The 25,918-nt window shown below is 72.6% G+C and carries 23 protein-coding genes; 11 read left to right on the plus strand and 12 right to left on the minus strand.

What is annotated here, in order from left to right:
• Positions 1-435 precede the first annotated feature (435 nt).
• Positions 436-1,050, plus strand: a complete 615-nt coding sequence (locus I6A81_RS09540; protein WP_203002961.1) for an AIM24 family protein — start codon at positions 436-438, stop codon at positions 1,048-1,050.
• 183 nt (positions 1,051-1,233) lie between these two features.
• Positions 1,234-1,887: a dihydrofolate reductase family protein gene (locus I6A81_RS09545; RefSeq protein ID WP_203002960.1), complete on the plus strand. Its 654-nt coding sequence runs from the start codon at positions 1,234-1,236 to the stop codon at positions 1,885-1,887.
• A 5-nt stretch (positions 1,888-1,892) separates the two neighbouring features.
• On the opposite strand, the gene I6A81_RS09550 is transcribed toward I6A81_RS09545, so the two are convergent.
• Positions 1,893-2,342, minus strand: a complete 450-nt coding sequence (locus I6A81_RS09550) for a hypothetical protein (RefSeq protein WP_203002959.1) — start codon at positions 2,340-2,342, stop codon at positions 1,893-1,895.
• A 565-nt stretch (positions 2,343-2,907) separates the two neighbouring features.
• Between I6A81_RS09550 and I6A81_RS09555 the strand changes: the two genes are divergently transcribed.
• The 4 genes from I6A81_RS09555 to I6A81_RS09570 all read left to right on the plus strand — a co-directional run bounded on the left by I6A81_RS09555 (position 2,908) and on the right by I6A81_RS09570 (position 7,412).
• Positions 2,908-3,984, plus strand: a complete 1,077-nt coding sequence (locus I6A81_RS09555; protein WP_203002958.1) for a DUF1214 domain-containing protein — start codon at positions 2,908-2,910, stop codon at positions 3,982-3,984.
• Positions 3,981-5,258 carry a sulfotransferase family protein gene (locus tag I6A81_RS09560; RefSeq protein ID WP_203002957.1) on the plus strand — a complete coding sequence of 426 codons (1,278 nt, stop codon included), beginning with the start codon at positions 3,981-3,983 and terminating at the stop codon, positions 5,256-5,258. The genes I6A81_RS09555 and I6A81_RS09560 overlap by 4 nt, the downstream gene beginning before the upstream one ends.
• Before the next feature lie 241 nt (positions 5,259-5,499).
• The gene (locus I6A81_RS09565; RefSeq protein ID WP_203002956.1) at positions 5,500-6,540 is read left to right on the plus strand and encodes an ATP-binding cassette domain-containing protein; all 1,041 of its coding nucleotides are present in this window, start codon (positions 5,500-5,502) and stop codon (positions 6,538-6,540) included.
• Complete coding sequence (locus I6A81_RS09570) at positions 6,537-7,412, plus strand: ABC transporter permease (protein WP_203002955.1); 876 nt, start codon at positions 6,537-6,539, stop codon at positions 7,410-7,412. Before I6A81_RS09565 ends, I6A81_RS09570 begins: the two co-directional genes overlap by 4 nt.
• 1 nt (position 7,413) lies before the next feature.
• On the opposite strand, the gene I6A81_RS09575 is transcribed toward I6A81_RS09570, so the two are convergent.
• Complete coding sequence (locus I6A81_RS09575) at positions 7,414-8,748, minus strand: serpin family protein (RefSeq protein ID WP_203002954.1); 1,335 nt, start codon at positions 8,746-8,748, stop codon at positions 7,414-7,416.
• A gap of 115 nt (positions 8,749-8,863) precedes the next feature.
• Complete coding sequence (locus I6A81_RS09580) at positions 8,864-10,087, minus strand: acyl-CoA dehydrogenase family protein (protein WP_203002953.1); 1,224 nt, start codon at positions 10,085-10,087, stop codon at positions 8,864-8,866.
• Between the two features lie 196 nt (positions 10,088-10,283).
• Between I6A81_RS09580 and I6A81_RS09585 the strand changes: the two genes are divergently transcribed.
• Genes I6A81_RS09585 through I6A81_RS09600 form a run of 4 tightly spaced genes read left to right on the plus strand, consistent with a single transcriptional unit; the run spans position 10,284 to position 15,579 of the window.
• Positions 10,284-11,474 (plus strand): acyl-CoA dehydrogenase family protein, encoded by a 1,191-nt coding sequence (locus I6A81_RS09585; RefSeq protein ID WP_203002952.1) that lies wholly within the window; start codon positions 10,284-10,286, stop codon positions 11,472-11,474.
• A 12-nt stretch (positions 11,475-11,486) separates the two neighbouring features.
• The gene (locus tag I6A81_RS09590; RefSeq protein ID WP_203002951.1) at positions 11,487-12,374 is read left to right on the plus strand and encodes a crotonase/enoyl-CoA hydratase family protein; all 888 of its coding nucleotides are present in this window, start codon (positions 11,487-11,489) and stop codon (positions 12,372-12,374) included.
• 23 nt (positions 12,375-12,397) lie between these two features.
• On the plus strand, positions 12,398-14,083 hold the full coding sequence (locus I6A81_RS09595) for an acyl-CoA synthetase (protein WP_203002950.1): 1,686 nt from the start codon (positions 12,398-12,400) through the stop codon (positions 14,081-14,083).
• Between the two features lie 2 nt (positions 14,084-14,085).
• Positions 14,086-15,579, plus strand: coding sequence for an acetyl-CoA acetyltransferase (locus I6A81_RS09600; protein ID WP_238429059.1), 1,494 nt, complete (start codon positions 14,086-14,088; stop codon positions 15,577-15,579).
• Positions 15,580-15,590: 11 nt separating this feature from the next.
• Here the strand turns inward: I6A81_RS09600 and I6A81_RS09605 are convergent, their stop codons facing one another.
• From I6A81_RS09605 to I6A81_RS09645, 9 genes are all read right to left on the minus strand, one after another.
• Positions 15,591-16,022, minus strand: coding sequence for a hypothetical protein (locus I6A81_RS09605; RefSeq protein ID WP_203002948.1), 432 nt, complete (start codon positions 16,020-16,022; stop codon positions 15,591-15,593).
• Between the two features lie 179 nt (positions 16,023-16,201).
• Positions 16,202-16,405 carry a hypothetical protein gene (locus I6A81_RS09610; protein ID WP_203002947.1) on the minus strand — a complete coding sequence of 68 codons (204 nt, stop codon included), beginning with the start codon at positions 16,403-16,405 and terminating at the stop codon, positions 16,202-16,204.
• 110 nt (positions 16,406-16,515) lie between these two features.
• Positions 16,516-17,496 carry an LLM class flavin-dependent oxidoreductase gene (locus I6A81_RS09615; protein ID WP_203002946.1) on the minus strand — a complete coding sequence of 327 codons (981 nt, stop codon included), beginning with the start codon at positions 17,494-17,496 and terminating at the stop codon, positions 16,516-16,518.
• Positions 17,497-17,669: 173 nt separating this feature from the next.
• On the minus strand, positions 17,670-18,728 hold the full coding sequence (locus tag I6A81_RS09620) for a hypothetical protein (RefSeq protein WP_203010156.1): 1,059 nt from the start codon (positions 18,726-18,728) through the stop codon (positions 17,670-17,672).
• Positions 18,729-18,849: 121 nt separating this feature from the next.
• Positions 18,850-19,314, minus strand: a complete 465-nt coding sequence (locus I6A81_RS09625) for a hypothetical protein (protein ID WP_202999283.1) — start codon at positions 19,312-19,314, stop codon at positions 18,850-18,852.
• A gap of 633 nt (positions 19,315-19,947) precedes the next feature.
• A complete protein-coding gene (locus tag I6A81_RS09630; RefSeq protein WP_307874559.1) occupies positions 19,948-21,540 on the minus strand; it encodes an Ig-like domain-containing protein in 1,593 nt (530 codons plus the stop codon).
• A gap of 506 nt (positions 21,541-22,046) precedes the next feature.
• Positions 22,047-22,232 (minus strand): hypothetical protein, encoded by a 186-nt coding sequence (locus I6A81_RS09635; RefSeq protein ID WP_202999286.1) that lies wholly within the window; start codon positions 22,230-22,232, stop codon positions 22,047-22,049.
• Between the two features lie 153 nt (positions 22,233-22,385).
• Positions 22,386-23,666: an ABC transporter substrate-binding protein gene (locus I6A81_RS09640; RefSeq protein WP_202999288.1), complete on the minus strand. Its 1,281-nt coding sequence runs from the start codon at positions 23,664-23,666 to the stop codon at positions 22,386-22,388.
• 459 nt (positions 23,667-24,125) lie between these two features.
• A complete protein-coding gene (locus I6A81_RS09645) occupies positions 24,126-24,881 on the minus strand; it encodes an SDR family NAD(P)-dependent oxidoreductase (protein ID WP_202999290.1) in 756 nt (251 codons plus the stop codon).
• A 516-nt stretch (positions 24,882-25,397) separates the two neighbouring features.
• On the opposite strand from I6A81_RS09645, the gene I6A81_RS09650 reads away from it, so the two are divergent.
• On the plus strand, positions 25,398-25,874 hold the full coding sequence (locus I6A81_RS09650; protein ID WP_202999291.1) for a hypothetical protein: 477 nt from the start codon (positions 25,398-25,400) through the stop codon (positions 25,872-25,874).
• Positions 25,875-25,918: the final 44 nt, after the last annotated feature.

Genomic DNA, 25,918 nt, shown 5'->3' on the forward strand with positions numbered 1-25,918 from the left:
GGCCGGCGCGGACCGGCCAGCACAAAGGATGATCGGCTGGGCGCCGGCCGCGAGGCTCACCGACGCCGCCGGTCCCGGCCTGGGAACGCGTTATCACGTCGCCCCCGGGCAACCAGGTGGAAAGCTCTCGACGGGTCGGCGCGGCAGATGCTCGCGGCTAGACTGCCGCTGGGGTGAAAGGGGTCTCAAATGTCGTGGCCGGGCGGTAACCAGCAATACGGCAACCAGCCTTACGGCGGCGGCCAGCACGGAAACCCACCACCTGGCCAGCCATACGGCCAGCCCCAGTACGGCCAGCCCCAGCCTGGTCAGCCGCCGTACGGCCAGCCCGGCGGTCATGGCGGGCCGCCGGCTCCCCCCGGAAGCCAGCCGCTGGGGCAGCACGCCCAGAACTACGCCGGCGGCCCGCCGTTCGCCCTTGAGGAGGGCGAACGGATGCTGCGGGTCCGCCTCGACGGCGGCGAGATGTTCGCCAAGCAGGGCTCGATGGTCGCCTACAAGGGCCGCGTCGACTTCGCCTACAAGAGCCAGGGTGTCGGTGGGTTCATCCGGCGCGCGGTCACCGGCGAGGGCCAGGACCTGATGACGGTGAAGGGCCAGGGCATCGTGTGGTTCGCCGAGTCCGGCAGCCACATCTCCATCTTCAACCTGGACAACGACAGCCTCAACATCAACGGCCGCAGCCTGCTCGCGCTGCAGTCCGGCCTGCGGTACAAGATCACGACGACGTCCGGCGGGCTCGGCGCGATGGTCGCCGGCGGCGTGTTCAACACGGAGGTCTCCGGCAACGGAGCCGTGGCCGTGCTCTGCCTGGGCAGCCCGCTCGTGCTGCCGACGGACGAGCCCGTCTGCGTCGACCGGGACGCCGCGGTCGCCTGGACGTCGGGGGTGCAGACCCGGGTCGTGTCCAGCTTCAAGGTAGGCAACCTGCTCGGCCGCTCCTCCGGAGAGCTCGCCCAGATCGAGTACAGCGGCCGCGGCGGCTTCGTCGTCGTGCAGTGCGGCGAGATCCCCGCCGCCGGCACCGGCTCCTCGGGCGGCTCCCACTAGCCACCGCGCGCCGACCGCCGCGCCGGGCGGCGGGGAGCGGCGGTTCCCGGTGACGGCGTGAGCCTGGCGAAGTTACGCGACTTTCCAGCTCGGCGATGTCGATACGCGGTCGACGGCTTCGACCTAGGGATGGTGGGTGAGAAGGTCACCCACCGCCAGGAGGAGTCGGAAGGAGACGTCGTCATGACGAAGCTGCGGGCGCACTGCCTGAGCATGTCGTTGGACGGATACATGGCCGGGCCGGCGCAGAGTGTCGACAACCCACTGGGGGTGGGCGGCCCGAAGCTGCACGAGTGGATGTTCGAGACCAGAGCCGGTCGGAGCATGATGGGCCTTGAAGACGGCACGGACGGGGCCGACAGCGACCTGGTGACCGCCGGCTTCGACGGGATCGGCGCCACGATCATGGGCAGGAACATGTTCGGCCCGGTGCGCGGGCCGTGGGAGAGCGCCGACGAGTGGACCGGCTGGTGGGGTGAGGAGCCGCCGTTCCACCACCCGGTGTTCGTCCTCACCCACCACGCCCGCCCGTCGGTCGAGATGAAGGGCGGCACCGTCTTCCACTTCGTCACCGACGGTATCGAGGCCGCCCTGCGCCGCGCCGTCGAGGCGGCCGACGGCCAGGACGTCCGGCTCGGCGGCGGCGCCGCGACGGTCCAGGCCTACCTGCGCGCCGGGCTGGTCGACGAGCTGCACGTGGCGCTCGTGCCGGTGCTGCTTCGCGGCGGCGAACGGCTCTTCGACGGCCTCGACGACGGGCCGCGCGAGCTGGAGGTCGTCGAGGTGGTCCAGTCCCCGGGCGTCTCCCACGTCCGGCTGTCCCGACCGGCCGCCTGAGCGCCTCAGCAGGGCCGCCCACCGAACACGGCGATCAGGAAGGACAACAGCGGACCCGCGGGGATACACGCGGACGGGGCAGCTCCCGTCGGCGCCGTGGCGGGTTCCGTGGCCGCGGGCGGGGCAAACCGCGTGGTGGCCGCGGCCGGCGCCGGGGCGGCTGGCGGCCTGGGGACGACCTGCGTGGCGGCCGCGGGCGCGGTGCTCGCCACCGCGTCCGTGACGGCACCGGTGTCGCCCGGAGACGGCGCGGCCCCGTCGGGCGGGCCGCCGCCCTCGCCGGAGGGCGCACCGGTCGCCGTCCCAGCCGCGCCCGGCGCACCGGCTCCCAGGTCGGTCGGGAGCTCGGCCGCGGACGTGCCCGCCGCGTGGCCGCCCCTGCCGGGCAGACCCTTGAGGCCCACCGCCGTCGCGCCGCCGGCCAGCAGCACGAGCAGTACGAGGCTGACAGCCACGACCGCGCGCGGTAACACCGGCCCTGCCGGCTCCTCCACCTCCTCTGAATCGTCGAACTCATCCGGCTCGCCCGGACTCCTGGGATGGCCGAACTTCCGCGAGCCGGCCGGCGCGGCCGGGGCGCCGCCGGCCGGATCGCCGGGTTCCCCACCCGCCTCGTACAGCACTTCCCGCCCGGCGGGGTCGATGGTTCTGCGTGGCGTCGGTCGGCCCTGTCTCTGACGCATCAGCCCTCGCCGAGGTGCGGTCGCGGGCGGGCTGGCCCCGCCGCGACGGCCTGCCCTGTGTCGCGATCGGCGGCGCGGTCGCGCGCGGCAGCCGTGCCACCCGCCCGAAACCGGACCGTTACCGAGCGGAACAGTACCGACAAACGACGCCAGAGCCCACCGAATCCGGCCGCCCGCCGCCCTGGCCGGGGCTTGCGGCGTGACGAGGTGGCCGTCGCGGGGGACGGGTGAAACCCGAAGGCCGGCCCGGACGCCGCATTCCCCCCACCGGACATGCAACCTGTTCTAGTTTGTCGACGACGCGGCGTGTCGACGGACGCGAACGAGGGGGAGGCCGATGACCACGCAGACGGAGCTGGTGTTCGCGGAGCTGCTGGCGGAGCTCGGCGTGCTGCAGCGGCGGCTCGTCGAGCAGCTCGGGCCAGACGGCGACGAGCAGACCCTTCTCGAGGCCCACAAGTGGATCCTGTCGATCCTGCAGGTCGCCACCGACGTGAACGTCTGGGCCGACCCGGCCCGCCCCCGCTTCGTCGACATCGTCGGGCCGTACAAGAAATGGGGCGGCGACAACGCCGACGCCTTCTACAAGTTCGCTCCCGTCGACCCCGCCAGGACCTACCGGGTGCGGGTCGAGCCCGGGGACGCGGTCTACCTCTCCCTCACCGTCTACGGCGGGCCGCGCGACGGGCGCTACTCGGAGCGGATCGTCGGCACCGTCAACAGCACGACGGCGAAGCCCGGCCCCGACGGGTCCATCAGCGTCGTCCTGTCCGCCAGCCCGCCCGACGACCCGGACGCGGCGTGGATCAGGCTCGAGCCCGACGCGGTGGCCGCGATCACCCGCGACTATCTCGAGGACCCCGTCCGCGGCCGCCAGGCCCAGTGGCGGATCGACGCCGACGACCCGCCGAGCGCCTTCCGGGAGAACGACGCCGACCTGGCGGCGCGCCTGCGCGCCGCGCTCACCTGGGTGCGCGAGCAGGCGAACATGGTGCCGCTCGCGCTCGGCGCGCCGAACACGGTGGACCCGCCCTACCCGGTGCCGACGGCCACCTTCGGCTGGGCCGCCGGGGACGCCGCCTACGCGATGGGCTCCTTCGAGCTGGCCGAGAACGAGGCACTCGTCATCCGCGGCCGTTCACCCCGGTGCGTGTTCTGGAACCTGTGCCTGTGGAACCCGTTCCTGCACACCTACAACTACGACTACGAACGGGTGACCATCAACGGCGCCCAGGTGGTGTACGAGCCCGACGGCTCCTGGGTGATCGTGCTCGCGCCCGCGCCCAACGCCCACCCGAACTGGGTGTCCACGGCCGGCCATCGCCGGGGCCGCGTCTGGCTGCGCTGGTTCCTGCCCGAGGCCACCCCCGAGCGGCCGACCGTCGAGGTCGTCGACGTGAAGTCCTTAGGGTGACGGCGCGGGCCGGCCGGCCCGCGCCGGTGGAGATCGACGACCTGGCCGAGCCGCGCTTCACCGACGAGGTCCGCTCCGTGCTGGCCATGATGGCCGACGCGGGCCGGGGCCTGGCACTGGAGCCGGACGCGCTGATGGACGCGGCGGCGCGCGAGACGGGGCTGGCGGACTTCGGGCCCACCGACTTCGTCGAACGTCTCGGCGTGCTCTGCCGGTCGATGCGCGAGGACGCCGGCCTGTCGGACGCCGGTGTCCTCGCGCAGCACGTCCTGCTGGTCGGCCTGCTCAAGAGCAGGCTGTTCCTGGAGGACCTCGTCCGCCGCCACCCGGAGATCCTCGACGAGCGGATAACGGCGCCGATCGTGATCTGCGGCCTGCCCCGCACCGGCACCACCCACCTGCACAACCTGATGTCGGCCGACCCGGCGCTGCGCTGGCTGCCCTACTGGGAGAGTCGCGAACCGGTGCTGGCTCCCGACGAGGCCGCGGCCGTCCGGGCCGGCGCGCCCGACCCGCGCCCGGAGCGCACGGCGCGGGCGTTGTGGCTGGTGAACGCCGCGATGCCCTATTTCAACCGCATGCACGAGATGACGGTCGACCACGCCCACGAGGAGATCCAGCTCCTCGCCGTCGACTTCTCCACCATGCTGTTCGAGACGACGGCCCCGCTGCCCGGCTGGCGCGACTACTACCTGTCCCACGACCAGACCTCGTCCTACCAGTACCTGGTGAAGATCCTGAAGGCCCTGCAGTGGCTGCGGGGCGGGACCCGGTGGGTGCTCAAGTCGCCGCAGCACCTCGAGCAGTTCCCCGTGCTGCGCGCGACGTTCCCGGACGCGACCTTCGTGGTCACCCACCGCGACCCGGCGGCGGTGACCGCGTCGATGGCGACGATGATCGCCTACACCGCCCGGATGTCGCGTGACCGGGTGGACGTGGCCGCCGTCGGGCGGTACTGGGCGGACCGGCTGGAACGGATGCTGCGCTCCTGCGCGGCGGACCGCGACGGGCTGCCGGCCGCCCGGACCGTCGACGTCGTGTTCGAGGACTTCATGGCCGACGACGTCGCCACGGTCGAACGGATCTACCGGACGGCCGGCCAGCCGTTCGACGGGTCCGTCCGCGCGGCGATGACCGAGTTCATGGCCGCCCATCCCCGGGGCCGCCATGGCACGGTGCGCTACGACCTGCGCGCCTTCGGCCTGGACCCCGGGGAACGCCGCCAGGCGCTGGCCTTCTACTACGAACGGTTCGGGCTGCGCCCCGAGGGCTGACCGGGTTCGCGGCCGCCTGGCCGGCGCGTGGCACCGGGCCCACATCCGCGACTGAGGACGGGAGGACCGCTCAGTTGGGCGGCCGCGGACGGTCAAAGTTGTCGTAGGTCTCCCGCATGCTTGTAGAAGGTGGCGGCGGGGACCGGAGACCGGGAGCACGGCAGCCCGGGAGCGCGGGTGAGGCCGGCCAGGGTACGGCCACCTCGTCCGCACGACCGATGACGACGGCGGGAGAGCGACGTTGACCCTCGGAGATCAACTAGCGGTTGAAGTATCAGGCCTGGTCAAGACGTTCGGGAAGACGCGCGCCGTGGACGGCGTGGACCTCATGGTCCCCGCCGGCGGCGTGTACGGGGTGCTCGGGCCGAACGGCGCGGGCAAGACGACCACCATCCGGGTCCTGGCGACCCTGCTCGCGCCGGACGGGGGCACGGCGCGGGTGCTCGGGCACGACGTGGTCCGCGAGGCGGACGCGGTCCGGTCCCGGGTGAGCCTCACCGGGCAGTTCGCCTCGCTCGACGAGGACCTCTCCGGCACGGAGAACCTGATCCTGCTGGCCAGGCTGCAGGGCTACGGCCGGTCGGACGCGAAGAAGCGGGCGGCCGACCTGCTGGGGGCGTTCGACCTGACCGAGGCGGCCGGCCGCCAGGTCAAGACGTACTCCGGCGGCATGCGGCGACGGATCGACATCGCCGCGAGCATCGTCGTCACCCCCGACCTGCTGTTCCTCGACGAGCCGACCACCGGCCTGGACCCGCGCAGCCGTAGCCAGGTGTGGGACATCGTGCGGGCGCTGGTCGCCGGCGGGACGACCGTGCTGCTCACCACCCAGTACCTCGACGAGGCCGACCAGCTCGCCGACCGGATCGCGGTCATCGAGCACGGCAAGGTCATCGCCGAGGGCACCTCGGGCGAGCTCAAGGCCAAGGTCGGCGGCGGCGCGCTGCACGTCCGGCTCCGCGACGCCGCGCAGCGCCCGGAGGCGGCCCGGCTGCTCACGGCGGCGCTCGGCGTGCCGGTGACGCTGGAGTCCGACCCGGTCGCGCTGTCGGTCGCCGTGTCCGACGCCGAGCCGGTGCCGGCCGGGCTCGCCGAGCTCACCCGCGCCGGGGTCAGGGTCAGCGAGTTCGCGCTCGGCCAGCCGAGCCTGGACGAGGTGTTCTTCGCCCTCACCGGCCACCCCGCCGGCGACGACGACGCGGCCGATGACCAGCCACTTACCGGCAAGAGCAAGCGCGAGGCCAAGAAGGCCGCGAAGAAGGCGAAGGAGCACGCGGCATGACCACGACGACGACCCCCGCGGCGTCCGACCTCCTGAAGCCCGAACCGGCGCCAGTCCCGGCCGACCTCGTTGGCGAACGGCTGAGCGCGGTGCTCGCGTCGCGGACCAGGCCGCCCAAGCCGTCCGCGCTGTCGGCCTGCGGCACGTTCGGCTGGCGGGCCCTGCTGAAGATCAAGCACGTCCCCGAGCAGCTCTTCGACGTCACCGCCTTCCCGGTGATGATGACGTTGATGTTCACGTACCTGTTCGGTGGCGCGCTCGCCGACTCACCCAAGGACTACCTGCAGTTCTTCCTGCCGGGCACCTTGGTCTCGACGATCGCGATGATCACGATGTACACCGGGCTGGGGCTGAACAACGACATCAAGAAGGGCGTGTTCGACCGCATCAAGGCCCTGCCGGTGTGGCGGCCGGCCGCGCTCGTCGGCATGATGCTCGGCGACGTGGTCCGCTACTCGGGCGCCGGCCTGCTCGTCATCGCGCTGGGTCTCGCGCTGGGCTTCCGGCCGGACGGCGGCGCGATCGGCGTGGTGCTGGCCATGCTGGTGCTGCTGCTGTTCTCCTTCAGCCTCGCCTGGGTGTGGAACATCTTCGGGATGGTCCTGCGCACCCCCGAGTCGGTGCTGGGGGTCAGCATGATGGTGCTGTTCCCGTTGACGTTCGGCAGCAACATCTACGTCGACCCGTCCACCATGCCCGGCTGGCTGCAGGCGTTCGTCGACGTCAACCCGATCAGCCACGTCGTCACCGCCGTGCGCGGCCTGATGCACGACACGGTCACCGCCGGCCAGCTCGGCTGGGTGTTCCTCTGGTGCGCGATCCTCAACGTCATCTTCGCCCCGATCACGATGCGCCTCTACAACCGCCGCTGACCTACTCGGCGGTCGGGTCGGCGACGCGCCCGATGAACAGCGGGGTGGCGGTCTCGACGTCGTGGATGACGAACAGGTAGGGGCGGTCGACCGTGAGGTCGACGATCTGGTCGGGCGCCCCCGCCGCCACCTCCATGACCACCGCGGTCGCCGCGGCGGCCTCGGTGCCCTCCTCGTCGACGGCGATGAACGCCTCGTGGATGACCTTGTCGATCTTCAGCGGCTCGGCCGTGGTCATCCCGCTGAAGTCGGCGTCGTCGGTGAACGCGGTCGGCATGCCCAGGGCGGCCAGCAGGTCGCCGAGCTGCACCTTGGTGCGCATCGTCCAGCGCGGCAGGTCCAGGTTGACCATCGCCGACGAGAAGCCGGTCAGCAGCCCGCGCAGCGCCGGGCCGTCGAGCGAGGCCTGCGTCTCGTCGAACCGGCCCTCGTCGGGCAGGACGACGGCCATCGCCAGCTCGCCGCCGGCGTAGGGGATGTCGACCGCCCGCCAGCCCGGCCCCACCTGGTAGGCGGACGGGTGGTTGAGCGTCACGCTCATCAGGTCCGCGGAGACGACCGAGCCGTCGGCCAGGGTGAAGGGCGCCGGCTGGGCGTCGCCGAACGGCTCGTCCCAGGGGGCGCGCAGGTACAGCGCGTTCACCAGCACCAGCCGGGTGAGCGCGTTCAGCAGGCCGGGCGCGAGCAGCTCCGGGATGCGCTCATGGGTCTGGTCGGACACCCAGCGGTTGATCGCCCGGCCCGCGCCCGCCGCGTCCGCCTTGTAGTCGACCTGCCGCATCCCGGTCCCGTAGTAGCGGGCCAGGGTCTCGAGGAAGGGCTCCTGCCAGCGCAGGTCCCGCTGGCCCCACAGCGAGTTCGCCACGTCCAGGCTGATCTCGGCCTCGGAGCCGTCGGACCGCTCCCGCTTCCCGGCCCGGCTCTCGACGAGCTGGGCCAGCGCGTTCAGCCCTGGATGCAGCATGCCCTCGACCGCCGGCCCCTCGGGGGAGCTGCTGGTGTCCAGCGAGTGCAGCACGAGGTCCATCTCGGTCCCCGTCTGGCCGCGGGCACCCGCACGCGTCATGCCCAGCGCCACCGCCACCGAGTACGGCGAGCAGACCAGGTTGCCCTCCCCGGCCGCCGCGGCCTTCCGGTAGAGGTCCGCGGTGAACGCGAGCACCGCGGCGGCCGCGCCGTCGAGCGTCGTGGCGTCGGCGCTCGCCCGGTCGACCCTCACCTCGGCCACCGACCCGGACCCGCCGCCCGAGCCGCCCCCGCACCCGAGGGCGCCGGCGCCCATCCCCAGCCCAGCCGCGCCCAGGAGCGCGGTCCGCAGAAAGTCACGTCGCAGCATGCCCAGCTCCGACGCGCCGCCCGCCGGCCCGGTTCCTCACCCGGGCGCGGACGTCGCCGTCAGCTGGGCGACACCGGACCAGTCCGCGTCGCCTCGCCGACGGGGCCGCCGGGCCTCACGGCACGTGCTCGGGAGCGGGGGTCGCGGCCAGCGCGTCGCCGAGGCGGCGGGCCTGTTCGCTCGCGCCGCCGAGGGTGAACTCGAGCTGCTTGGCGTGCAGGAAGTAGCGGTGCACGAAGTACTCCTCGGCGATGCCCATGCCGCCGTGCACGTGGACGACGGCGCTGGCGACCCGGTGCCCGCCGTCGGCGGCCCAGAACTTGGCGGTCGCCACCGCCTCCGTCGCCTCCAGCCCCTCGCCGAGCCGCCAGGCGGCCTGCCACAGGGTCAGGCGGATCGCCTCGACGTCGATGTAGCAGTCGGCCAGCCGGTGCCCGACCGCCTGGAACGAGCCGATCGGGCGGCCGAACTGCTGACGGGTGCTGGTGTACTCGGCCGCGGCGCGCAACGCCCGCTCGGTGACGCCGAGCTGCAGCGCGCACACGCCCAGGGTCGCCCGGTCCCGCAGGGCCGTGGCGACTCCGGTCCCCACGGCGCCGGCCGGCCCGCCCAGCACGTCCTCGTCGCCGAGGCGGACGCCGTCCAGCCGGAGCAGGCCGGTGACCTCCCTGGCCGTCGTGAGCTGGGGGGAGACGCTGACCCCGGGAGCGGCCGGGTCGACGAGGAACACCGCCGTGCCGGCCTCGGTACCGGCCGGCACGAGGATCGCGTCGGCGACCGTCGCGAACGGGACCGCCGTCTTGACCCCGTCGAGCCGCCAGCCGCCGCCCGGGAGCCGGGCCGCCCGCGTCGCCGGGGACGCCGCGTCACGCCCACCCGGTTCGGCGAGGGCGACCGTGACGACCTTCTCGCCGCCGACGAGGGCGGGCAGCCAGGAGCGCCGCTGCGCCTCGGTGCCGTGCGCGGCCAGCGCGCCGGCGGCGACGGTCGCCGAGGCCCACAGCGGCACGGGCGCGAGCGCCCGCCCGGCCTCCTCCAGCACGAGGCACTCCTCGAAGACGCCGTAGCCCAGGCCGCCGAACTCCTCCGGCACGCCGACGCCGAGCAGGTTGGCCCTGGCGAGCTCGCCCCACAGCTCGCGGTCGAAGCGCACGACGTCGCCGGCACCGGCCTGGCCGGGCGAGGCGCGGGAATGCTCTTCCTCCGCGTCCGGGGAGGCCCAGACGTCACAGATGTCGGCCTCCAGCACGGTGAGCCGGTCGTGCGTGACCCGCTCGGTGAAGATCCGCCTGGCCAGGTCGGCCAGGTCTCGCTGCTCCTCGGTGTAGGCGAAGTCCATGTCGCGGCTCCTCGGCGGACGGGCGCGGCTGCCCAAGAAGGAGAACTTGTTCTAGTCACGCGCTAGCATCGGTCAGCGTAACCTGACGACCCGTCAGATACCGCCTCTCGCCGGCGATCCGCCGCGCGAGCCGGCGGGCCACCGGCTGACGGGCGGGCGGTGCCGGCCGGACAGGCCGGCCGTGACAGGAGGGCCCATGCGCGTCGCCTTCACCCCCGAGCAGGAGGACCTGCGGCGCGAGCTGCGGGACTACTTCGCCCGCATGGTCACGCCCGAGCTCGCCGCCGAGCTGGCCACCGGCGAGACGACCCTGCTCGGCAAGGACGGCGCCTACTGCCGCGCCATCCGCCAGCTGGGCAAGGACGGCTGGCTCGGCATCGGCTGGCCGGCCGCGTACGGCGGCCAGGACCGCTCGATGACGGAACAGCTGATCTTCGGCGACGAGGCGACGCTCGCCGGGGTGCCGATCCCGCTGCTGACCCTGAACAGCGTCGGACCGGCGATCATGGAGTACGGCACCCAGGACCAGAAGGACTTCTTCCTGCCCCGGATCCTGGCCGGCGAGCTGCACTTCTCCATCGGCTACTCCGAGCCCGGCGCCGGCACGGACCTCGCCAGCCTGCGCACCCGCGCCGACCGCGACGGCGACGGCTGGGTCATCAACGGCCAGAAGATGTGGACGTCGGTCATCCAGGTCGCCGACTACGTGTGGCTGGCCGCCCGCACCGACCCGAACCAGCCCCGCCACCGCGGGCTGTCGGTGTTCTGCGTGCCGACCGACGCCCCGGGGTTCTCCTGGACGCCGGTCCCCACCATCTCCGGCTCCATCACCAGCCAGACCTTCTACACCGACGTCCACGTGCCGGCGGACGCGCTGGTCGGCGAGGTCAACGGCGGCTGGAAGCTCATCACCGGCCAGCTCAACCACGAGCGGGTCGCGCTGTGCTCCGCCGCCGGCATCCAGCAGCTGCTGCTGTGGACCCGGCGGTGGGCCGAGGCGACCGAGGCACCGGAGGGCGGCCGGGTCATCGACCGCCCGCTGGTGCGGCACAACCTCGGCACCGTGCACGCCAAGGTCGAGTTCCTCAAGCTGATCAACTGGAAGATCGCCTGGGGGGTCGACCACGGCGCCAGGCTCGGCCCGGCCCAGGCGTCCGCCACGAAGATCTTCGGGACCGAGTTCGCCGTCGAGGCGTACAGGCTGCTGATGGAGTGCGTCGGCGAGGACGCCCAGCTCGTCCGGGACTCCCCCGGCGCCGTCCTGGCCGGCCGGCTCGAGCGCGCCTACCGGCAGATCCTGATGCTCACCTTCGGCGGGGGCACCAACGAGATCCAGCGGGACATGATCGCCATGCTCGGCCTCGGCATGCCGCGGCCCCCACGCTGACAGGAGACCGCGATGACCGAGCCCCAGCCAGCCCGCCCTCGGCCAGCCGGGCCCGAGCCTGCCGGGCCCGAGCCAGCCGAACCGCCGCCGGACCAGTCCCAGCCCCCGGTCCTGGTCGAGCGGGCCGGGCACGTCCTGATCGTGACGCTCAACCGGCCGCACGTCCGCAACGCGCTCACCACCGAGATGATGGAGCTGCTCGCGAACACCTGGGACGAGGTGAACGCCGACCCGGACATCCGGGTCGCGATCCTCACCGGCGCCGGCGGCGCGTTCTGCGCGGGCGCCGACCTCAAGCAGATGTCGGCCCGTCCGCCCGGCGAGGCCTTCAAGGGCGACGGCGACGGCACGACGCTCGCGCTGGACATGTCCGTCATGAAGTGGCTCATGAAGGGTTTCACCCTGACCAAGCCGCTGGTCGCCGCGGTCGAGGGGCCGGCGATCGCGGGTGGCACCGAGATCCTGCAGGCGACCGACATCCGGGTCGCCGGCGAGTCGGCCCGGTTCGGCGTCTCCGAGGTGCGGTGGGGCCTGTTCCCGCTCGGCGGGTCCGCGGTCCGGCTGCGCCGGCAGGTCCCCTACGCGGTGGCCGCCGACATCCTGCTCACCGGCCGGCACCTGGACGCGGCCGAGGCCAAGGAGATCGGCCTGGTCAACTACGTGGTCCCGGACGGGACCGCGCTGGCGAAGGCGACCCAGATCGCCGAGGCGATCGCCGCGAACGGGCCGGTCGCCGTGCAGGCCGTGCTGCGCACCCTGCGCGAGACGGAGTCGCTGCCGGAGGAGGAGGCCTTCAAGATCGAATCCGAGATCGGCATGCGGGTCTTCCTCAGCGACGACGCCAGGATCGGCCCGCGCGCGTTCGCGCAGAAGCAGACTCCGACATTCACCGGGCGCTGACCCGGCCGGCAGCGGGAGCCGTCATGGAGTTCAACCTCGCCGACCTGTTCGAGCGCGCCGTCGACCGCTTCGGCGACCGGGAGGCCGTGGTCGCCGGCCCGGCCCGGCGGACGTTCGCCGAGCTCGAGGAGCGCGCCAACCGGATGGCGCACCACTTACGCGGCGCCGGGGTGGGGCCCGGCGACCACGTCGCGGTCTACGCCTACAACGTGATCGAGTGGGTCGAGACGATGATCGCGACCTACAAGATCCGCGCCGTGTGCGTGAACGTCAACTTCCGCTATGTCGCCGCGGAGCTGGCCTATCTGCTGGACAACGCCGCGCCGGTCGCGATGGTCTTCCAGCGGCGGTTCACCGACCGGGTCGCCGACGTCGCGCCGAAGGTCACGAGCCTGCGTCATCTCGTCGTCGTCGAGGACGGCACCGACCCGGCGGACGCTGACGCCGAGTCCCTCGGCGCCGCGCGCTACGAGGAGGCCCTTGCCGCCGCTCCCCCGGGCCGGGACTTCGGGCCGCGCTCCGGCGGCGACCACTACCTGCTCTACACCGGCGGGACGACCGGCATGCCCAAGGGCGTGCTGTGGCGCCAGGAGGACGTCATCTTCGCCCTCGGCGGCGGCATCGACCTGATCAGCGGTGAGGTCGTCACCCGGCCGGAGGAGATGGCCGACAAGGGCGCGGACAGCGTCCTGACCTCGCTGCCGATCGCGCCACTGATGCACGGCGCGACGCAGTGGAGCCTGAACAACGGGCTGAGCAAGGGCCAGCGCACCGTCCTCGTGGACTCGTTCGAGCCGGCGGAGGTCTGGCGGCTGGTCGAGGCCGAACGGGTCAACATGGTCATGATCACGGGCGACGCGATGGCCCGGCCGTTGCTCGAGACCCTCGACGCCGCCCTGACCGCGGGGGTGGACCTCTCGTCGCTGTACGCGCTGTCGTCGACCGCCGCGCTGTTCTCGCCCGCGCTCAAGGAGGCGTTCATGGAGCGTCTCGGTGTCGTCGTCACGGACGGCGTCGGCGCGTCGGAGGCGGGCTCCCACGGTGTCAGCATGACGGTCAAGGGGCAGGCCGGAGCCGACGCCGGGGTGCGCGTCAAGGCGATCGCCGACGCGCTGGTCGTCGACGAGAGCCTGAACCCGCTTCCGGTCGGCGAGATCGGCAGGCTCGCCCGCAAGGGCCACATCCCGATCGGCTACCTCGGCGACCCGGTCAAGACCGCCGAGGTGTTCCGGACCGGCCCTGACGGCACCCGCTACTCCGTCCCCGGCGACTTCGCCCGGCTGGAGGAGGACGGGCGCATCACGCTGCTCGGCCGCGGCTCGGCCGTCATCAACTCGGGCGGCGAGAAGATCTTTCCCGAGGAGGTCGAGGGCGTCCTCAAGACGCATCCCGGCGTGTACGACGCCATCGTCACCGGCGCGCCGCACAGGCGCTGGGGCGAGACCGTCGCCGCGGTCGTCCAGCCCCGCCCCGGGGCCGCGCCGACGCTGGGCGAACTCCAGGCGCACTGCCGGGCGAGCCTCGCCGGCTACAAGGTGCCGCGGGTGCTCAGGCTCGTCGACGCCACGGTGCGCACCCCGTCCGGCAAGGCCGACCTGGTGTGGGCGCGCCGCCAGGCGGCGGAGGCGGCGCGGGCGGCCGAGACGGAGACGGCCGAGACGGAGGCGGCCGTGGGCGGCGGCGGGGACGGCGCGGGCGGTAAGGGTTGAGCATGCTGTCCTCCACGCCCGTCCTGGTGGGCGCCGCGGCCGCGGCGCGGCTGCCGGATGCCGTCGAGCTGATGGGTGCCGCCGCCGAGGCGGCGGCGACCGACGCCGCGGGCGCGGCGGGAGCGGCGCGGCTGCTCGCCGCCGTCGACCGGGTATACGTCACGCGGGGCTCGTGGGACCACCCGGACCCGGGCCGCCACCTCGCCCGGCGGTTCGGCGCCACGGCCGCGCGCACGGCCGTCGCCGAGCTCGGCGTGCTCCAGCAGAGCCTCATCACCCGGGGATGTCTCGACGTGGCGGCCGGCCGGGCGGACGTCGTGCTCGTGCTCGGCGCCGAGGCGGCGCACAGCGCCGGGCGGGTCCGGCTGGCCGGCGGCCCGCGCGCCGCCGCGACCGACGGCACCGGGCCCGACGAGTTGCTCGTGCCCGACGGCGACATCCTCGCGCCGCTGGAGATCCGCCGGCGCCTGTACCTCCCGGTCCGGCAGTACGCCGTGCTGGAGTCGGCGCTGCGGGCGGCCGACGGGGCCGGCCTCGCCGCGCACGCCGACGAGGTCGCCGCGTTGTGGGCCGGCTTCTCCCGGGTGGCGGCCGGCAACGAGGCGGCCTGGGCACGCGCGCCGGTCGAGCCCGCCGACCTGGCGCCATCGGAGCGCAACCCGATGATGGCCTGGCCCTACACCCGGTCGCACTGCTCGCGGGCCGGCGTCGACCAGGGCGCGGCGTTGCTGCTCTGCTCGGCCGGCGCCGCCCGGCGCCTCGGCGTGGCGGACGACCGGTGGGTCTTCCCGGTGGCGGCCGTCGAGTCCAACGTCATGACGCCGGTCGCCGCGCGCCCCCACCTCGCCCGCTCCCCCGGCTTCGCCGCCGTGGGCGCGCGCCTGGCCGACGTCACCGGGGTCGCGCCGGCCGACGTCGACCACCTGGACCTCTACAGCTGCTTCCCGGCGGCGGTCCGCCTCCAGGTCAGGGAGCTGGGGCTCGCCGGCCGGGACGACCTCACCGTCACCGGTGGCATGACGTTCGCCGGCGGCCCGTTCAACAACTACGCGTTCCAGTCGACCGTGGCCATGGCCCGGCTGCTGCGGGAATCCTCGCCGGGCGCGCGCGGCCTCGTCACCTGCGTCTCGGGGATGGTCACCAAGCAGGCCGGCCTGCTCTGGAGCAACGTCCCACCCGCCGAGGTTCCCGCCGGGAGGCCGACGATCGGGCAGGCCGGCGGCTTTCGCGCCGAGGACGTCTCTAGCGACGTCCGCGCCCGCGAGGTTCCGCTCCCCCTCGTCGACGACCCGCCGGAACCCGGCGATGGACGGGTCGCGGGGTTCACCGTCGCGTGCGAGAAGGGCGAGCCCGTCGAGGCGATGGCCGTCGTCACCCTCGCCGACGGCACCCGTGCCGTCGCGACCAGCGCCGACCCGGCGCTCGTCGCCGCGATGACCGCCGAGGAGTGGGTCGGCCGCCCCGTGACGGTCCGGGGCGGGGCCCTGCTTCCCTGACCGCCACCGCGCTACGCGGGGGCGACGTGGCGGGCGATGCCCTCGACGTGCTGCTCTATGCGGCGCAGGACGGCCAGGATCTCGGCCTGCGTGTCCGGCGCGGAGTCCCGCGGGCCGGCGGGCTCCGCCTCGCCGGATCCGGCGGGGTCCGGCCACGCCGGCTCGCGGCCGGGGTCGGGCAGCGGCTCGCCGAGGAGCACCCGCAGCAGATGGTCGCTTGACCAGCCGAGGGCGCGGCTCACCGCGGCCAGCGTCGCGTTCTGCGCGCGCCGGCCGCCGCCGCCGCGCTGCAGCACCCGCAGCGTCGCGACCGACACCCCGGCCAGGTCCGCGAGCTCCTGCTGGCCGACCCGGCAGGTCGCCATCCGCACGTTGAGCGCGGCAGCCACCGCGCGCCAGTCCTCGCGCCCGGCCGTGACCGGGCCATCCCCAATCCTTACCACGGGAGAAATGTAGCGCGTTAGATCACGGGGCACGCACGCAGGTCAAAACCGGGCCACGTTTTCTGCCGGCGAGCGCTCTTCATTCGCTAATCCGATCGCCGAGCGCTCCGCGAGCGGATAATCGTATCCATCGGTCATGGCAGCCGAATTTTTGGCAATCCGACAACGGACGCGGCGGCTCAGGTCACGGGCCGCCGAAGCATGGACTTCGCGGGCTGGTCGCCGCCTTCGCCGGCGACTGCATACTCCTCGCCAACGCCGCGAGTGAAGGCGGAATAGCGATTGAAGAAGAGCGAGGTCAGGTGGTCGTTGAAGATGCAGATGATAGCGTCCCGCGTATTCTTCCGGAACCAGGAAAACAGCGGTTCGAACGCCGCGAACACCGGGGCCCACGCGCCATCGTCCTGTTTGTCCTCGTCGCGGGCGAGGTGGCGGCCCGGGCCAGCGCCCGGCCCCGCCGGTCAGAGCCCCTCCGACCGGCGGGGCCGCGCCGCTACGCCGCCGGGTGGGCGGCGGCGAAGGCCCGTAGCTCGCGGGCGACGTCGGGACCGGCCGGCGTGTACATGGCCTCGCGGAAGCCGGCCTCGGCGAGCTGGTCGAGCCCGTGCCTGACGGTCTCCGGATCTCCCACCATCCGGTCGGTGTCGAGGTGTTCCAGCAGCGAGCGGTCCCGCTCGGTCAGGTGGGTCACGTGCCCTTCGAAGGTCAGCAGGTGACGCTCGTCCGCGGGGGCCAGCTCTTCGAGAGCCTCCCGCCATCGCTGGCCGCCCGGCAGGGCGTCGACCCCGGCCGCGCCCGCGAAGGCGTAGGCGGAGTGCCAGGGGGCCACCCGCCAGGGGCCGAGCGCCTCCAGCACCCGGCTGGACCGGCGGTCCTCGCCGGGGTCCAGCACGGTGCCCGAGACCATCGTCGCGGTCGGCAGCGTCGGGTGCGGCGGTCCGAACGTGCCGTCAGCCACCTCGGGGGCGCGCCTGTTGCCGCGCGGGCCGAACACGCTGAGCCACAGCGGCACCTGGATCGGCCGCTCGGCGGCCAGCCCCGGCCAGTGCAGCATCCGGGCCGCCCTGCCGTCCAGGCTGACCGTCTCGCCCGCGAGCAGGCCGCGCAGCGACCCGACATAGTCGATCATCGCGTCCAACGACATCGGGGGCTGCCCGATCGTCATGCTGGCCGTGTACCCGGTGCCGAAGCAGGCGCGAAAACGGCCACCCGACAGCCGGGCGATGGTCGCGATGGCGGAGGCCGTCGTCATGACGGAACGCTGGGCGGGTATCAGGACCGCGGTGCCGAGGCCGACGCGGCTCGTCCGGACGGCGGCCAGCGCCAGGTGCGCGAACGGGTCCTCGTACAGGGGCGCCGAATCGAAGATCCACACCCGCGCGTAGCCGAGTTCCTCGGCGAGCACGGCCAGATCGGCGAAGTCCGGGCCGGGCGGAAGGCCGCAGGACAACTCAAGCGCGTCCGTACCAGTCATGGACCGTTTATAACAACCAGTTCTACGTCACCAGCCGCGCCGAGCGGCTCGGGGCGCGCGGCGCCGACCGCTCATCACCGCGCGCAGCCAGCGGTCCTCCCGCCGATCCCGGCCCGGCGCCACGAGGGCGAAACGACCTGCCCGCCCCTTGGCCGCGCCTCGCGGCACCCGGGTCACGGGCGGCGCGGACGGGCCGCGCGCGCGAACTCGGCGAAGATCTCGGCCGTGGGGTCGGCACCCGCGATCGCCGTCAGCGCGCCGGCCCAGCCGGCAACGAAGTAGTCCCAGCCGTCGGCGAGCCGCGCGCCGCAGGCCGCGGCCTGCTGGAGGAACACCAGGTCACCGCGATAGTTGAGGTCCCAGGCGAGCAGATCCGGGCCGAAGCGCGCCCGGTCGGTGAGCGGGCTGCCCGCCGCGTCCTTGCCGAGACCGGTCGCGTTCACCACGAGCCCCGGCCGGGGCAGGGCGTCCAGCAGCGCGTCGCCATCGGCCGCGCCGGTCACCCGCGCGAACGAGAGCCGCGCGGGATCCGCGCCCGCGCGGTCCGCGACGGCGCGCAGGTCGGCGAGCGCGGCCGGGCGGACATCCGCGAAGACGGCCGAGCGCGGGGCGAGCGCGGGACTGTGCCGCCAGGCGACCAGCAGCGCCGTGGCGGCGCCGCCCACTCCCAGGCACAGCACGGCGAGATCGCCCGGCAGCGGCGCGCCCTGGCGCGCCGCCGCGCGGGCACCGCCGGCGCCGCCGGAGACGCCGGCACCGTGGTCGGTGCCGACGGCGCCGTGGCCGGCGACCCCGTGGGCGGTGGCGCCGGCCAGGCCCGGGAGCACGTGGCTGAGGGAGAGGGCGTCCCGGGCGTAGGCGGTGACCGGGCCGGCGGTGGCGAGGGCGTTGACCTCCCTGGTCAGCTCGACCGCCGGGTCGACGCTGTCGAACCGGTCGGCGCAGGCCCGGTACAGACGCAGTTTGTGGGCCGTGACCACGGCGCCGTCGACCAGCGGGTTGCTCGCCATCGCCTCGACGAGGCGGTGGTAGGCCGACGGCGGCGCGTCGGGCGGCAGGTCGACGCCGCGCAGTGCCCAGGCCCGCCCCAGCAGCGCCGCCCACGCCGGGAACACGTCATGACTGATCGAGCCCGCCGTGGTGACCCCGACGAACAGCACCAGCGGGCTCCCCCGCCAGTCCGCGATCTCGTCCAGCCGAAGCAGCCGTCGACCCGCCTGGGAACCGTTCATCCGCCCATCACCCACCGATCCGCCGCCCGACGGCCTGCCTGGCGTCGGCCCGAGGGCGGCGGCGCGGAGCCATGACTCGCCGCGGCCCACCGGTCCTGATCGGCGACGCGGAGCCGCGGAGTCAGGGCCGGCGCAGCTGGTAGGTCCGCACCGACTTCGGGTCGATCAGCTCGAGGGTCCGACCCGCCGGGTAGAGAACCGCGTTGAAGACGCCGGCGCAGAACGAGCCGCCAGCCTGCCGGCCGGGCAGGCCGGAACCGATCGGTTCCGCCTCGCCGGTCTCGGTGGTGAAGGTCAGCTGGTAGCCGTCCGCCGCGACGGTTCCCGAGCAGGACTGCCGGACCCCGTTTCGATGGTTTCCCGCCAGGACGTAGTCCTCGCCGGTGAGCTGCCACTGCTTGCCGCTGATCGTCAGCTGGTAGTCGGAGTAGCTGCCCGCCAGCGCGTAGTGGTGCACCCAGGGTCCCGCGGCTTGGGCCACCAGCTGGGTCGCCGGGTCCGCTGTCCCGGCGGACCGGCCACCTGGAACCAGCAGCGCGCCGACGGTCGCCGCCGCCAGGACCGCGGCTCCGGCGGCGGCCGCCAACGCCCACCGGCTCCGCCCACGGGTGGCCGGCGTTTCCGGTGGTGTCGGCGGGCTGGAGCGGTCGACCGGCGGGGATGGCACGAACCACTCGGTGGTCGCGCCCTGCGCGCTCCAGGGCGACGGCGCGGCTGTCGTTCGGGCGGCAGGCGATCCCGCCTCCCGAACGACGGCGGCCAGCACGGGCTCGCGGTCCGAGGACCGCCCAGCTACGAGGCCACGCCTGCCGTCCATCCACGCCCCCGGTGGCTGCCTTCGGCCGATCAGGAACAGCGAGGACTCTAGCCGGCGACGGGTCCGAGCGCCCCGGTTTCGTCATCGAACGGAAACACTTTCGAAACAGGCTGCCGGTAGGGGCCTGGACTCCAGGGGCGTTCGGCCCGCAACGCAGCCGTGCCGGCGACGGTGGCCCGGGCGGCGACCTGGGTACTCGGCGGTGGGCTGACCGGGGGCACCTGCCTCAGGTAGGCGTGGAAGCAGGTCGCCGGCCGCGACGAGCAGATCTCTTCCGCCGCGCCCCGGCGGCGGCCTTCGACGCCGCGGGTGCGGCCGACAGCCAGCTGACGGCCTGATGACCGGCGAAATCGTGTACGTGCGCCCTACAGACGCGAGCTGGTGCTTCGCTGTTTCGCCCCGTCAGGAACAGTCGACGTTGTACGGGCCGCTGCCAGCGTTCGTGACGACGTTGGAACACGAGACGACGTTGTTGGTGTCGTCGGGCTTGTGGATATTGACGCCATAGCCGGATCCGCCCACGTTGAGGGTGTTGCCGGAGATCACGTTCCCGGTTCCCCAGCCGTCGACCACGACATGTGTCTGGATCCCATCCAGCGGACTGTTCACGCCGGAGTTCTTCTCGATCCGCCAGCCGTTGCCCTTCAGGTCGATCCACGAGTCGGCGTAGTTGTCCCCGGTGATCCCTGACCCGTCGAAGCTGTTACCGGCGACGACGCCGCCGGTGGTTCCTTCCTTGATGTCCACGCCCTCGGCGGTGAACCCGCTCAGGGTGTTGCCGATGATCTGGTTGCGGTCGGAGTTGTCGACTCGGCCGCCGGAGAAGCGGTCCCAGTTCGACTCGGCCGTGCCGACGTAGATCGCCTCGCCGTAGCCCTCGTTGGTCCGCCCGGTGCCGTTGACGGTGACCCCCGCCACCAGGTTGTCGCTGGAGAAGTTGCGCAGGTGAACCGCCTCGTGCCCGACCTGCGTCACGGTCAGCTTGTGAATCACGGCATGGTTGGTCTTGTCGGCCATCAGACCCTTTTCACCGTTGCGGATCGTGAACCCCTCGAGCCGCCAGTAGTTGGCGCCGTCCAGGTGGAACACGTAGCCGTTGTCGACGTCTCCGCCGTCGATGACGGCGCCCCGCGAGCCGCGTACGGTGACCGGAGCCGCGGCGGTGCCAGGCTTGTTGCCGACGAAGTTTCCCTCGTAGACGCCGTCGGCGAGCTGGATCAGGTCGCCGGGCCGGGCAGCGGACAGCGCGGCGGACAGTTCGTCGCTGGTGGACACGTTGATGGTGCGAAGCGGCGCCGGCGCCGGTGGGACCGAGGTCACGGCGGCCGGCGGCGGCGCGACGGCCGGCGCCTGGCTGGGGACCGTCCCGCCAGTACCCTCGCCGACCCTGAACTCGGCCTCGATCACGTCGGGGTTGCCAGAGCCGTCCGAGCCACCGGTGCCGCTGGTGGGCTCGGCGCCGTCGGAGGCCGCGTCGTCGTCCACCCGCACCCGGGCGGACAGCACATGATCGCCGTCCGAGAGCTGGTCCAGCCGGACGGCGAACGGCGCGTCCCGATCGCTGAGCACGGTGTCGCCGTCGAGGGAGAACCGGACCCGTTCGACGCCATCCAGCGACGCCGTGCCGGCCACCAGGGACACCTCGACGCCGACGGCTACCGTCATGCCGTCCAGGGGCCGATCCCCTACCACCAGGGTCCACTTGCCGAGCGGCTTCGAGCTCGCGGTCGCGGCCGGTTGCGTCGGCGCGCCGGACGCCAGGCCGCCGTCCGCACCGGCGCCGACGGCCGGGTCGTCGTCCTCACCGCCCCCAAAGACCAGCACGGCGAGGAGCGCGACGACCAGCAGCACCGCGACCGCCGCCGCGGCCTTGCGGGGGCGGCTGTCGAGCAGCGCGGCGAGCCGCGCGCCAAGGCCCCGCCATCCGTCGCGGCCGCCCGGGCGGCGCGGCTCGCTGGTCGGGTCGGGCGCCGGACCCGCGGGGTCGTCCGACACGGGGTCGTCCGACACGGGGTCGGGCGCCGTGACCGTCGTCGTCGCCCCGGCGCCAGCGGCGGAGACCGCGGCCGGCGCGGCGGAAACCGGCTGCCGGCCGGCCCCGGCTGTCCGGCGCGGAATCGGTGTCGTTGGCGAGTCTGGTGTCGCCGGCGGCGAGTCGTGCCCGCGGCGCTGGTCTGGCTCGAGTTCCCCGGACGCGCGATCGTCGGGCGAGGTGAACGCCATGTGCGATGTACTCCCGGGAGACACGAGCCGGTACGGCAGGACACCGGGGTGCGCCGCTCGAGGTCCGGCGCCGTGCCCGGGAAAGCCGGTCGGCGCCGCCCGCCAGTGACAACTCGGGGCCAGCTCCGAGCGTAGTCGCCGGTCGTCCGCCGCCTTCCGCCGCCCGCGTGACAAACGGCACAGTCGCGCCGGGTAAACCCCGAGGATCCTGGCTGTGACATTTCCCGGCCAGGTGCCGTCCAGTTCCCGGCCAGGTGCCGTCCAAGTAGCCGAGGTAGTCACCATGGACGCGGCGCTGGAACAGCCACAGGCGGTGGGGTGCCGCGGTGGTGAAGCCGGTCGAGGACACGGTCGGCCAGGTCGGCCGGCCAGTCGCGTGGCAGGTCGAACACCTGCGTCCGCCGGTCGATGGTCATCGCGCCCGTCACCACCGCGCCCGCGCGCTCGACCAACGCCGAATACACGATCACACGTCGTACACGGCGAGCGCGGACTCCGCTCTGGCCAATCTCGTCGTGTCCGGGTGGCCACGCAGCTGAATGGCGCCTCTGGGAACGCCGGGCGGCCGCGGGATGCGGACGTGATGGCCGCGTGGGCGAAGAGTTTCCGCTGATCGGCTATGCGGCGCCGAGCAGTTGATTCATCCGTTCGGGCGTGATCGGGTCACCGCACAGCGGCGCGGCACCGAACAAGGGGACGAATGCCGCACCGTCCGGGATGATCTGGACAACGCTGTAGCAGGAGTTCGGCTCCTTGTAGTTCGTGCTCAGGTCGACCTCCTTGGGGATGAGCCCGGCGCCCTGATAGCTTGTCACGGCGCGCAGCGCCGCGATGAAGGATTCGCGGCTGGGGCACTGGCCGGCGAGTTTGAGGCCCTCCACGAACAGGTCGGCGGCGACGTAGCCGTTGACGGCAGTGTCCGTGGTCGCGGGTTGGATCTGCGGGGAGTAGGTGTTCATCGCCTCCAGGAACGCCTGCTGCTCCGGGGTATTTGCCTGCCATGGCTTGACCTGGTTGACGATGATTGCGTTCGCCAGGTTCTTGCCGTCCTTCTGGAGGATATTGTCGTCGTAGCCCAGCGGTAGTACAGCGGCCTTGAGTTCGACACCCCGCGCGCGTAGCGCCGGCAGGAGTTTGATGGCGATGTTCGGGAGGACGACGCCGGCGAGGGTGTCGATGTCGTTTGCCTTGATCTGCTGGGCGATGGCCTCGAAGTTGGTAACTGCCTCGGCGACCTGGTAGGTCTTGACGATCTCGATGCCGGATTCCAGCAGGCTCGCGGCGAGCTGGCGGCTGAAGTCGGAGTTGGACTTGCTTCCGGAGATCGTGAGCACCGCCGCCCGCGTCCCGCCCCGCTCGCGGACGAGCTTGCCCCAGGCGGTGTTCGAGCCCTCGCCGAGATAGTAGAAGGAGAACATGTTGCCGCGGTTCTGCCAGAGTGGGTCGCTGCCCATGCCGGTGACCGGGATGCCCTGCTCGGCCAGCCATTCGATCGAGCCTCCGGCGCCCCCGGGCGCCGTCATCATGCCGAAGACCCCCTCGTCCTCGACCAGCTCCCTGGTGACCCGGGCGTTGAGCTCCTGGTCGGCCTGGTCGTCCCGCCAGGCATAGGTGATCTCGCGCCCGAAGACCTCGCCGTTCGCGTTGGCGAGCTCCAGCCGGGCGTCGATCCCGCCGCGGAAGGCCGCGAGGCTCGCCGCGCCGTCGCCGGTGTCGCTCCAGGTCAGCCCGAGCTTGACATTCTCATTGGTGACGCCGGGCACGGAGGCGTCGCAGGACACCCCGCCGGCCGTGCCCGAACCGGCCTGGCCACAGGCGGCGAGGCCCACGGCGAGGGTGCTCGCGCTGGCGGCCAGCGCGGCGCCGCGCACTAATCGCTTCTGGACGGGTAACCACACGGCACGGCTCCTTTGTCATGATCACGGAAATACTCCTGAGAGGCGTCCGCCGCGCCAGGAGGGCATATGGCAACAACGTGGTGGCCTCGCGCCAGAGAGGGAATCCGATATGGCGTGTATCGGTCTTCCAGGTTTTCTACGTTGAAGGAGACGCCTTCCTTCTCCCTCTCGCTACACCCACCTTCACAGGCGATTGGCGGACTCCTCCACGTCCTGGCCGACTATCCTGGACATGCCGTGTTCGGTGAGGGCAGTGATGGTCATGGGCTGATTTCATGGCCGGCGGATCCTGGTGCCCGGAACCCCGTCGAGGACGTAGAAGCCGCCGGGTCCGAGAACGTGGCCTTAGAGGTCGACAGGCGATCCCATGGAAACGCCGCCGAGAGCATGCCGCGTCGGCTTGGCGTCGCCTGTGCTCTGGCCGTAGGCGAGGGAAATCGGATATCCGCGCTCGTCAGCTCAGGTGCGCCGGCCGCCGTTGACACCGATGACCTGCCCGGTGACGTAGGAGGACGCGTCGTCGCACAGGAACATCGCCGCGTTCGCGATGTCCTCGGGGCGCCCGGCGCGGCGCACCGGTGTGATCTTGGCGAAGTGCTCGAGGGAGTTGGTGAAGTTGCCCTTGGAGATCTCGCCGAGCAGCTGCGGGGTGACCACCATGCCAGGCGGGATGGTGTTGACCGTGATCCCGTACCGGCCGAGCTCGAGGGCGAGCGCCTTGGTGAGCCCGATCAGCCCGGCCTTGGCGCTCACGTAGGCGGCCATCCGCTCCTGGCCGCCCTGGGCGCTGGACGACGAGATGTTGACGATCCGGCCCCAGTTCACCGCGCGCATGTCGGGCAGGACGACCTGGGTGACGATGTAGGGCCCGCGCAGGTTGACCGCCATGACACGTTCCCACAGCTCGTCTGTGATCGACTCGAACCGGTCGAACTGTACGACGCCGGCGTTGTTCACCAGGATCAGCACGGGACCCAGGTCCGCGCGGACCTGGGCGACGGCGGCGGTGACCTGGGCTCGGTCAGAGACGTCGACGACGTAGCCGTGGACGGCGTCGCCCTGTTTCCGCAGGCGGGCGACCTCTGCGTCGAGCAGCTCGGCCTGGATGTCGAAGACGGCGACCTGCGTACCACGGGCCGCGAGCGCCTCGGTGATCGCGAGCCCGAGGCCTGACGCCCCACCCGTCACGATCGCGGTGATCCCCTCGAAGGGCATGTGTGTCCGTCCTGCTGGCTGTGGAGGGTGGCTTGACAGTGCCCGAGTGTGGCGGGCAACATGCCCTTAATCAAGCGATTGATTTATTTGGTGGGTCGACGGCGTTGGCCGCCCCGCGTCCGGTGCTGGCTTGGCACGGACCGGCGGTCCACCGCCTCCCGAGCGTCCGCCGTCACCGCGCGGAGGCCCAGGGCGCGTTCTCCGGGGGCGCGCCCTGGGCTCCGCGTGCGTCTCCCTTGCGCGTGGAACATCTCCGACCCACTGTTTCGCCCTGCTCGAGGAGAACTGGACTGATGGCGATCGAGGTGACGCGGCCCGCGAAACAGCCACCTGGAGTAGGAGACGATCACTCGGGAGAAGATCGTCGTCACGAACTTCCACCGCGTTCTCGACCGTTATCCGGCCGGTGCCAGTCCTGGCCCGCCTCGGCGGGCCGCGGTCAGGCTGCCCCGCGACCGGCCACGGCCTGACCGCGCACGTCCGCGGATCCCCAACCTCACTACTGGGAGCATCGTTATGGCGCTCGCGCTGCGCGACCTTGACGAGGTCATCGACGACTACACGGGCCTCTCGAGGGTCGCGCTGGACTACACCCAACTGATGAAGAAGCTGGTCGACGGGGGCAAGCAGCCCGGATTCTCGGTCGACAGCTGGGCTCCGGTCGCCGAACTGGTCGCGGTCGACTCCTTCGAACGAATCGGCCCCTTCAAGGAAGTCATGGCCTGGCCGGAGTACGCCGCCTTCCTCACCCAGTGGGCACGGACATCCGACTGGGAATGCTCGTTCAGGCGGGTCACCGAGGCCGGCCCCCTGGTGCTGCTCGAGCTCGAGGAGCGCAGCACGGTCGGCGGGCACAGCGGCGCGGTCAACTCGGCGACCACCTATGAGTTCGACGCCGGCGGCAAGATCACCCGCCTCGCGGTGTACCTGCAGATGCAGTTGCCAGACCCGGAGATGCTCAGGAGCTACGAGGGCATCCAGATCACGGAATGACGCGCGCGACCCGGCGGTCACGGCCCGCTGGGGCCGCGACGCCG

Source organism: Frankia nepalensis, assembly GCF_016786325.1.
Taxonomy (GTDB): Bacteria; Actinomycetota; Actinomycetes; order Frankiales; family Frankiaceae; genus Pseudofrankia; species Pseudofrankia nepalensis.